The organism is Streptomyces sp. SID14478 (genome assembly GCF_010548525.1).
In the GTDB taxonomy this organism is placed as follows: domain Bacteria; phylum Actinomycetota; class Actinomycetes; order Streptomycetales; family Streptomycetaceae; genus Streptomyces.
Genome location: NZ_JAAGMG010001390.1, coordinates 1 through 9,646, shown reverse-complemented (window position 1 = coordinate 9,646; position 9,646 = coordinate 1). Strand labels below are relative to the sequence as shown.

The window sequence follows — 9,646 nt, the reverse complement described above, 5'->3', positions numbered from 1 at the left end:
GTAGGGGCTGCCCGTGGTCGCGGGCGTGGCCCAGATGGCGAGGGGGCCGCCACCGGCCGCGGCCGGCTTGATCGCGGGCACGGTGCCGATGACGGGGATCTCCGGCTCCAGTCGCGCGCGCACGGCGGGCAGGGCGTGCACGGACGCCGTGTTGCAGGCGATGATCAGCGCGTCCGGGCCGTGCGCGGCGGCGGCTTCGCACGCGGCGAGCGCACGGCGGGTGACGTCCTCGGGAGTACGGGGACCCCACGGCATGCTGTCGGGGTCGGAGGAGAGCACGAGATCGGCGTCGGGCCGCACGCTTCGTACCGCCACGGCGGCCGCGAGCAGTCCGATTCCCGAGTCCATGAGCGCGATCTTCACTCGGAAACCATAGACGATCGGTCCGACAGGACGGCCGGGGTGGGGCAGACTGCGGCGGATGGACGTCGTTGTGTGGATCACCGCGGCCTCGCTCGCGGCATGGCTGTGGCTCCTGCTCTGCCAGGGGTTCTTCTGGCGCACGGACCTGCGGCTCCCGCCGCGCACCGCGCCGGGGAGCTGGCCGGACGTGTGCGTCGTCGTACCGGCCAGGGACGAGGCCGAGGTCCTGCCGGACAGCCTGCCGTCGCTGCTCGCCCAGGACTATCCCGGCCGGGCGGAGGTCTTCCTTGTGGACGACGGCAGTTCGGACGGCACCGGCGAGGTGGCGCGGACCCTCGCACAGCGGCACGGCGGACTGCCGCTGACGGTCGACTCCCCCGGCGAACCGCCCGCCGGCTGGACGGGGAAGCTGTGGGCCGTGCGGCACGGCATCACGCTGGCACGCGCGCGTGGTCCGGAATACCTGCTGCTCACCGACGCGGACATCGCCCATGAGCCGGACAGTCTGCGGGAGTTGGTGGCGGCGGCACGCTCGGGCGGCTACGACATGGTGTCGCTGATGGCCCGCCTCCGGGTCGCGAGCCTGTGGGAGCGGCTCGTCGTGCCCGCGTTCGTCTACTTCTTCGCGCAGCTCTACCCGTTCCGCCGGATCGCCCGGCAGCGTGCGCGCACGGCCGCCGCGGCCGGCGGCTGTGTCCTGCTGCGCACGGACGCCGCCGACCGGGCCGGGATCCCGGACACCATCCGGCAGGCGGTGATCGACGACGTGTCGCTCGCGCGGGCGGTCAAACGCTCCGGCGGTCACATCTGGCTGGGTCTGGCCGACCGGGTGGACAGCGTGCGCCCCTATCCGCGCCTGGCGGACCTGTGGCGCATGGTCTCGCGCAGCGCCTACGCCCAGCTGCGCCACAACCCGCTGGTACTGGGGGGCACGGTGCTCGGCCTCGCTCTCGTCTATCTGGTGCCGCCCGCCGCCGTGTGGGCCGGTCTGGCCACGGGCAGCGGGCCGACAGCCCTGCTCGGCGCCGCCGCCTGGGCCGTGATGACGGTGACGTATCTGCCGATGCTGGGCTACTACCGTCAGCCTCTGTGGCTGGCCCCGCTGCTCCCGTTCACCGCGTTCCTCTACCTCCTCATGACGGTGGATTCCGCGGTGCAGCACTACAGGGGGCGAGGTGCGGCATGGAAGGGACGCACTTACGCCCGTCCCGACGCCGCACCCGAACAGCACTGAGGCGCTTCGTGGCGGAGGCCTACTTGCGGCCCGGCGTCCAGTTCATGCCCCACCCGTAGACCTGGTCCACCGTGCGCTGCGGGCTGACACCCCGATCGGGCACGAGGTAGCGGGCCTCCCGCTGGACGGTCAGGTCACCGCCGTTGTTGGTGAGCAGGGCGAGCGCGCACACCGTGGACGGAACCGTGCACTCGTCCAGGGAGAAATCGATGGGCGCCCCGTTCAACGGCTGCAGCGTCACTGTCGCGTGCAGGTCGGCGAAGCTGCGGGCGCCTTCGTAGATGGTCACGAAGATGAGGATGCGGCGGAACTCGTCGATGTGGTCGAGGTTGATGCTGAGGTTCTCTCCGGTGGCGACGCTTCCGCTGCGGTCGTCGCCGTCGAGGTGGATGTACGGGGGCTGGTGCAACGCCCCGAAGGCGTTGCCCAGTGCCTGCACGACGCCCTTGCGTCCGTCGGCGAGTTCGAACAGCGCGCACAGGTCGAGGTCGAGGTCGCGGTGCATCGCGGTTGCCCTGCCGCGCTTGCTCCCCCAGCCGCTGAACTGCTTGTGCACCTCCCAGTTGAGGTTGACGCGCATCGCGCCCGAGGTCCCGCCCTGTTTGGCCAGGGACACCGTCGGCGCCGATTTGGTGAGCGTGACCTTCGTCAGGCGTACGGGTTCGGCGGCGGGCCGCGGCGCAGCGGCCGCAGGCGCCGGCGTCACCGGGGCCGCCACGGGGGCCGGGGTCGGCTCTGCGCGCTGCGGCTCGTCGACGGTGATCCCGTAGTCCGTGGCGAGCCCCGCGAGACCGCTGTCGTAGCCCTGGCCGACCGCGCGGAACTTCCAGGCACCCTGCCGCCGGTACAACTCGCCCAGGACGAAGGCGGTCTCGACCGTCGCGTCACCGCTGTCGAAGCGGGCGATCTCGGTGCCGACGGCCGCGTCGACGACGCGGACGTACAGTCCGGGCACCTGGCCGAACGTCCCGCCGTCCGCAGAGGCCGCGAGGACCACCCGTTCGATCACGGGCTCCACGCGCGCGAGGTCGACGAAAAGCGTGTCCGTGACCACACCGTCCGCGGTGTTCTTGCCTTCGTGCCGTACGGCGCCGGACGCGTGCGCGGGCTGGTTGTAGAAGACGAAGTCCGCGTCGGAGCGCACCTTTCCCGCGACAAGGAGGAGCGCCGAGGCGTCGGCGTCGGGCACGCCCGGACCGGAACGCCATCCCAATTCGACACGCACCGTCGGGGCCGGCACCGCGACATTCGATCCCTTGGCCATTGTCATGTCTGCCCCCAACGCTAGTCTCCGACTTCCCCGCCAACCTAATCCTTCGGCCCTAAAGGACCCCAGGGGCAGGACATTTGAAGCCGCCGGGCAAGGCGACGATTCCGGTCGGCCCGAGTGCGGCGCGGTGGCACAGATCCTGCATGTACGCGCACAGGCGCCCCGCACACGCCTGACCTCAATGCCACCCGGGAAGCAGCAAGGAGTACCGACGTCACCGATCAAGGGTCATCCTCTTGAGGGAATTCCCGACACCCGCAAGATCAGAAAGTTGACCAGGTGATCGACTGGTTCGCAGAACGTGACCGAGTGGTGCCCTCTCGTCTCCGACGCAGCGTGGGAGCAGGCGAGTTCGGGCCGCGGCCCACCTCCGTCAGCGCCGATCACCGTCGGCATCAATCGGACCAATGGGGCGAAGCGCCGAGGAAACTGCGCGATGTTCACTCTGTGGCGCCAGTTGATTACGGAGTCGTACTGCCGCCTATGAAGGTCGAAGGGAAGGTCGACCCACGCATCATTATTTCCACACACGACACAGCTATTTCCGGGCTACCCAACGACCACATCGTGGGCTTAACTTATGTGCCATGACCTCCCCCCGCTCCACCTATGGCGGCGGTTACTACTCCGCGCCGTCCTTCCCGGACACTCCGATCTACGACTCCCTCGTCGCAGAGCGGGGCACTCCCCAGATCGCCCCGATCCGGGTTCCCTCTGCGTACGACACCGGTAGTCATCTGCCCGCCCTTCCGGCAGCCCTGCCCGCCCTTCCTTCTGCGCCGTCGCCGCAGTACGGCTACGCGGCCCCGCAGCCCGGCCCGATGCAGGCGGCGCCGACCGCGTACATCCCGCAGCAGGCCGCCGCGCCGCGCGGCTACCCCGGCCCGCAGGCCCAGCCCCAGCGACCGGCCCCCGGCACGGGGTACGAGGCGATGCGTCCTGCCGCGCCCCGTCCCGCTCCGGCGCCGTACGAGGATCCGTACAACCGTCAGCAGTACCGCGGTTACTGAGCGGCGACGGTTCGCTCCGCCCGCTCAGGGGGCTGTCAGTGCCTGCTGGCAGGATGGCCTCATGTCGCAGCCAGCACTCAGTTCGATCCATGTCCACCCGCTGAAGGCGGTTCGGGGGCACGCACCGCACGAGGCGGTCGTGGAACCGTGGGGGCTCGCGGGTGATCGCCGCTGGGTACTGGTCGACACCACGAACAAGATCGTCACGCAACGCCCGCATCCACGCCTGGCGTTGGCCGCCGCCGAGCAGCTGCCCGGCGGCGGTGTTCGACTGTCCGCCCCCGGCATGGACCCGCTGGACGTCGAGGTCCCCGAGCCGGTCGTCACGACCACGATCGAGGTCTGGAAGGACAAGGTCGAGGCGATACTCGCAGACCCTGCGGCACACGCGTGGTGGAGCGCATACCTGGAGTCGGACGTACGGCTGCTGCACCTGGACGACCCGGCGACGAGGCGTCCCCTCGACCCGCAGTACGCGCGGCCCGGCGAGACGGTGAGCTTCGCCGACGGATACCCGTTGCTGGTGACGACGCATTCGTCGCTCGACGCCCTCAACTCACTGATCGCACAGGGTGACCACGCGGACGAGGGCCCCCTGCCGATGAACCGTTTCCGGCCGAATGTGGTCGTCTCCGGAACCGCACCCTGGGCGGAGGACGACTGGTCCCGCATCGCCATGGGCGAGGTCACCTTCCGTGTCGCCAAGAAGAGCGGCCGCTGTGTGGTCACGACCACGGACCAGGAGACCGCGGAGCGCGGCAAGGAGCCGCTGCGCACCCTCGCACGGCACCGGCGCTTCGGGGACCAGCTGTGCTTCGGCACGAATCTGGTGCCCGAGTCACCGGGCTCCGTGCGGGTGGGCGATCCGGTCACCGTGCTCGAATAACCGTCACCCGGACGGGGAACCCGGGGGCCCGGCAAGCTCGTTGAGGGACAATGGCAGCGTCGGATCCCTCGGCATGGGCGTCGAGCGGGGCGAGGTCGCGCTCCACCTTCGCCGCGCCCGCGCGTGGGCGCGGCCGTACCGGGTCGAGACGGGAGCGGAAGGGGGTGCAGGTCGTGCGAGCGATCACCGGGCTGTGGCGTTGGCGCCACAATCCGCTGCGCCGCGGCACCGACCTGGCGGAGGCGTGGGTCGCGCTGGTCGCGCTGTTCCTCGTCGTCGTTGCCGGGCCCGTCGTCGGTGTCGTCGCGGGATCGCTGTCCCGTGACGCTCTGTACCGCTCGGTCCAGGAGCAGAACGACCGGCGGCACGAGATCACCGCGACGGTGGTCAAGAAGGTGGCGCAGCCGCCCCTCGATCCCGACCCGGAGACCTCCACCGCGCGGGACGCGCACAGCCGGGTCCTCGCGACCTGGGCGGCGCCGGACGGTTCGGTCCACCGCGACCGGGTCGTCGCCGCGCTCACGTCCCCGCACGCGGGGGACACGTTCCCGCTGTGGACCGACGACAGGGGACATGTCGTGGGCCGTCCCCTCGACCGGGCCACGGCCACCACGCACGCGGCGCTCGCCGGATTCGGCGCCGCCGTCGCCGTGACCGGCCTCGTCGAGGGCACCCGCCGCCTCGTCGTATGGCGCATGGTCCGTCGTCGGTACGCGCGCCTGGACCGCGCGTGGGACATCGCCGGGCCGGACTGGGGCAGGACGGGCACGGGCAGCTGACGGGCTTCGGCTCCGGTCAACTGCCGTGCTCCGCGCACGCTACGGTGGACCCACCTTTCGCAGGACGCGCGCCGGGCAGCGCGCGCGGACGACCGGTGTACGACGAGGTGGGGGCAGAGCAGCACCATGGCACAGGGCACGGTCCAGGTGACGCACACCGGCACATCGCGGTGGCGGCGCCGCACGGGTGAGTACGCGTCGCTGGCCGCCGCTCTGGAAGCGGCCGCCGACGGGGACGTGCTGACCGTCGCCGCCGGCACGTACAGGGAGAATCTCGTCGTCCAGCGTGCGGTGACCCTGCGCGGTCCCGAGGGCTCCCCCGGGTCGGTGCGAATCGCACCCGTCGACGGGGTGCCGCTGACGGTGCGGGCCTCCGCGACGGTGCAGGACCTCCATGTCGAGGGACAGGACGCCGCGGCGCCCGCGCTGCTCGTCGAGGAAGGTGCCCCGGAGCTCGTGGACGTACGGGTGGTGACCCGGTCCGCGGCCGGCATCGAGGTGCGCGGCGGGGCGCGGCCGACCGTGCGGCGCTGCACCGTGGACAATCCCGGAGGCGTCGGCATCGCCGTCCTGGACGGCGGGGGCGGTGTGTTCGAGGAGTGCGAGGTGGTCGCCGCCGGACAGGCCGGGGTCGCCGTGCGCAGCGGCGCGCACCCCCGCCTGGAGCGCTGCCGGGTGCATCACACGTCGGGCTCGGGGCTGTCCGTGACGGGCGAGCACACCGGTCTCGAGGCCGTGGGCTGCGAGGTGTACGAGGTCAAGGGCTCGGGTGTCCAGGTCACCGGGCGGGCGGCGGCCCATCTCACCGACTGCGACGTGCACCGCACGACGTCGGACGGGGTCACGCTCGACACGGACGCGGTGCTCACGCTCGCGGACTGCCGCATCCACGACATCCCGGAGAACGCGATCGACCTGCGGTCCCGGTCGGTGCTCACGCTGACGCGTTCCACGGTCCGCCAGTTCGGGCGCAACGGCCTGTCGGTGTGGGACCCGGGTACGCGCGTGGACGCCAACCAGTGCGAGATCCACGACAGTACGGGCGACTACCCGGCGGTGTGGGTGAGCGACGGGGCGACCGCCGTGCTCGACGGGTGCCGGGTGCACGACGTGCCCGACGCGTTGTTCGTGCTCGACCGCGGTTCGCGGGTCGACGTCGTCGACAGCGACCTGTCCCAAGTACGCAACACGGCCGTCTCGGTGAGCGACGGAGCGACGGCCCAGCTGGACGACTGCCGCATCCGGGAGGCCGCGACCGGCGCCTGGTTCCGCGACCACGGCAGCGGCGGAACGCTCGCCAACTGCACGGTGGACGCGACGCAGACCGGCGTCATCGTCACGAAGGGCGCCGATCCGACGATCGAGCGGTGCACGGTGACGTCCCCCGCGGAAGCGGGCTTCTACGTCTCCGCGGGCGGCCGGGGCAGCCTGACGGGCTGCCGGGTGACAGGCAGCGGCGGATACGGCTTCCACGTCATCGACGGCTGCCGTACGACGCTCAAGAAGTGCCGTACGGAACGGTGCGCGCGCGGCGGCTACGAGTTCTCCGAGGACGGCCCCCTCGTCGAGGACTGCACGAGCGACGAGAGCGGCGGCATCCGGCCGGGCGGCACGACTTCCGCCACGGAACCGGCCGTCCAGACCGCGACCCAATCGGTCGGCCTGCTCAGCGCCGTGCCCGATCAGCGGCCGACGGCGACCCCGGCGCCGGCGCCGTCGCGGACGTCCCAGGACGTGCTCGGTGAACTCGACGCCCTGGTGGGCCTGGAGAGCGTCAAGCGCGAGGTGCGGGCGCTCACCGACATGATCGAGGTGGGGCGCAGGCGGCAGAAGGCCGGCCTCAAGGCGGCCTCCGTGCGGCGCCACTTGGTGTTCACCGGCTCCCCGGGTACCGGCAAGACGACGGTGGCGCGCCTGTACGGGGAGATCCTGGCCGGGCTCGGCGTCCTGGAGCAGGGGCATCTCGTCGAGGTGTCCCGTGTGGACCTGGTCGGCGAGCACATCGGCTCGACCGCGATCCGTACCCAGGAGGCCTTCCAACGGGCCCAGGGCGGCGTCCTGTTCATCGACGAGGCGTACGCCCTGTCCCCGGAGGACTCGGGCCGCGACTTCGGCCGTGAGGCGATCGACACGCTCGTGAAGCTCATGGAGGACCAGCGTGAAGCGGTCGTCGTGATCGTCGCGGGCTACACCGCGGAGATGGAGCGGTTCCTGTCGGTCAACCCCGGTGTGGCGTCCCGCTTCTCACGGACCATCACGTTCTCCGACTACGTTCCCGAGGAGCTGCTGCGCATCGTGGAGCAGCAGGCGGACGAGCACGAGTACCGGCTCGCGTCCGGGACGCCGGAAGCGCTGCTCAAGTACTTCACGGCGCTCCCGAAGGGTCCGGCGTTCGGCAACGGACGTACCGCGCGACAGACGTTCGAGTCGATGGTGGAGCGGCACGCGGGCCGGGTCGCCCAGGTCGACGAGCCGAGCACGGACGACCTGACGCTCCTCTACGCGGACGACCTGCCCGAGCTTCCCTGAGGTTCGCCCTCGGGGCGCGGCTGCGGGACGCCCGGCTTGAGGCGGGCGAGCAGGGTCTCCCGCTCCTCGGCGAAGACCGGATCGGCCTGGTAGTCGCCGTGGCCCAGGATCGGTGCGGGCAGCGGGTGCTGCTCGGTGCGGCCGTAGGCGAGCGGGTCGAGGAGCGCCGGGTGGTCGACCCGGGGCCCGCACTCGCCGGGCAGGCCGATCGGTCCGCCGATGGGGTCGGTCCTGCGGTACAGGTTGCGCCAGCAGTCGACTTGGCGGTGCAGGGCGGCCAGCGCGTCGGGGCCGAACTGTGCGGGGAACCAGCGTCCGTACAGGCGTTCCAGGGGCGAGCCGTAGGTGAGCAGTCCGACGCGCTTGCGCAGGGAGGGCTGTAGTTGCCAGGCGGCCGCGGCGGCGAGAACACTGCCCTGGGAGTGGCCCGACAGGACGAGGCGGCCGCCGGTGGTGCGCGTCCAGGTGGCCATGCGCCAGGTCAGGTCGGGGACGGCTCGTTCGGCGTAGCAGGGCGGCGCGAAGGGGTGCGCGGCGCGCGGCCAGAAGGTGCCCACGTCCCACAGGATGCCGATGGTGCGGCGTGCGGAGGCGTCCTTGTAGGCGCGTCGCCCCCAGGTGACGAACAGTATGAAGCCGGCGCCGATCAACCAGGATCCGAGCGCCTGCGCGGTGTCCGCGGCGCCCTGGACGACGGAGTAGGTGCCTTCGGCCGCGGTGCCCGGCACTTTCCCGGTGGCCCAGGCGCCGGCCACGGCGAGGACGCCGAGCAGCAGGGTCACGGAGGAGACGACGCCGAAAAGCAGGGGTGCCCGGTCGGTCAGGACGGCACGCGCGCGGGTGCCCGCGATGCGCTCGGTGCGGGCCACGTCCTCGGGCTCGCCACCCGGCCTGTCCAGGCCGTAGTCCAGCGGGACTTGGGCCTTTTCGCGCTTCTTGAGGCGTGCGGTGCGTACGGCGAGCACCGCGCACAGTACGGCGACGGCGACCAGGAGGGGCGGGATCACGGAGGCCTGCCAGGACAGCAGGACGGGCGGCCCCTTGATGAGGCCCCTGGTGCCGTCGAGCCAGTCGGCGACGCGCTGGGCGATGCCGCCGCTCATCACGCCGCCGAGGGCGCAGCCCAGCATCGCGGTGGCGGGCCCGCCGAGGCCGCGCAGCGCGATGCGCCGGTCGCGGGCGGTGCGGTAGATCTTCTGGGCGACGACGGCGAGGGCGACGACGAGGGCGCCCTGTATGAGGGCGATGCCGCCGAACGTCGTGTCCCCCGGCAGCCGTCCCGCAGACCGCCACCCGGGGCGGGACCAGCCCGCGTACACCATGGTCAGCGCGAGCAGGACGAGCGCGGCGTACGGCAGCATGCGGACGAGGACACCGTCCAGGCCGGCGTCCAGGGTGCTCTCGCTGCGGCCGCGGTGGGCGACGACGCCGATGACGGCGAGGGTCCCCGCGATCAGGGCGACGACGAGGACCCATCCGAGGACGTCGAGCAGCGCGGGGCCGCCCGGTGCCCGGTCGTGGCCGGCCGCGGACGTGCCGACGGCGGCGGCGACGGTGAGCAGCCCCACTGCCGTG

The 9,646-nt window shown here is 71.9% G+C and carries 8 protein-coding genes; 5 read left to right on the top strand and 3 right to left on the bottom strand.

The annotated features are described in order from the left end of the window. On the bottom strand, positions 1-348 hold a 348-nt coding region (locus G3I40_RS44205), incomplete at its 3' end, for an aspartate/glutamate racemase family protein (protein ID WP_203645914.1). A 73-nt stretch (positions 349-421) separates the two neighbouring features. Between G3I40_RS44205 and G3I40_RS44200 the strand changes: the two genes are divergently transcribed. Next, the gene (locus G3I40_RS44200) at positions 422-1,597 is read left to right on the top strand and encodes a glycosyltransferase (RefSeq protein ID WP_164560423.1); all 1,176 of its coding nucleotides are present in this window, start codon (positions 422-424) and stop codon (positions 1,595-1,597) included. Between the two features lie 19 nt (positions 1,598-1,616). Here the strand turns inward: G3I40_RS44200 and G3I40_RS44195 are convergent, their stop codons facing one another. After that, positions 1,617-2,861 carry a TerD family protein gene (locus tag G3I40_RS44195; RefSeq protein WP_164560424.1) on the bottom strand — a complete coding sequence of 415 codons (1,245 nt, stop codon included), beginning with the start codon at positions 2,859-2,861 and terminating at the stop codon, positions 1,617-1,619. Between the two features lie 593 nt (positions 2,862-3,454). Here G3I40_RS44195 and G3I40_RS44190 point away from each other — a divergent pair. The 4 genes from G3I40_RS44190 (at position 3,455) to G3I40_RS44175 (ending at position 8,071) form a co-directional block, all read left to right on the top strand. Then, on the top strand, positions 3,455-3,877 hold the full coding sequence (locus G3I40_RS44190) for a DUF6643 family protein (RefSeq protein WP_164560422.1): 423 nt from the start codon (positions 3,455-3,457) through the stop codon (positions 3,875-3,877). A 61-nt stretch (positions 3,878-3,938) separates the two neighbouring features. Continuing rightward, positions 3,939-4,763, top strand: a complete 825-nt coding sequence (locus G3I40_RS44185; protein WP_164560421.1) for an MOSC N-terminal beta barrel domain-containing protein — start codon at positions 3,939-3,941, stop codon at positions 4,761-4,763. A gap of 173 nt (positions 4,764-4,936) precedes the next feature. Beyond that, entirely contained in the window at positions 4,937-5,542 is a 606-nt protein-coding gene (locus G3I40_RS44180; protein WP_343245217.1) for a hypothetical protein, read from the top strand. A 126-nt stretch (positions 5,543-5,668) separates the two neighbouring features. Further along, on the top strand, positions 5,669-8,071 hold the full coding sequence (locus tag G3I40_RS44175; RefSeq protein ID WP_164560419.1) for a right-handed parallel beta-helix repeat-containing protein: 2,403 nt from the start codon (positions 5,669-5,671) through the stop codon (positions 8,069-8,071). On the opposite strand, the gene G3I40_RS44170 is transcribed toward G3I40_RS44175, so the two are convergent. After that, positions 8,041-9,646, bottom strand: a 1,606-nt coding sequence (locus G3I40_RS44170) for a hypothetical protein (protein ID WP_164560418.1), incomplete at its 5' end; no start/stop codon positions are given. The genes G3I40_RS44175 and G3I40_RS44170 overlap by 31 nt on opposite strands.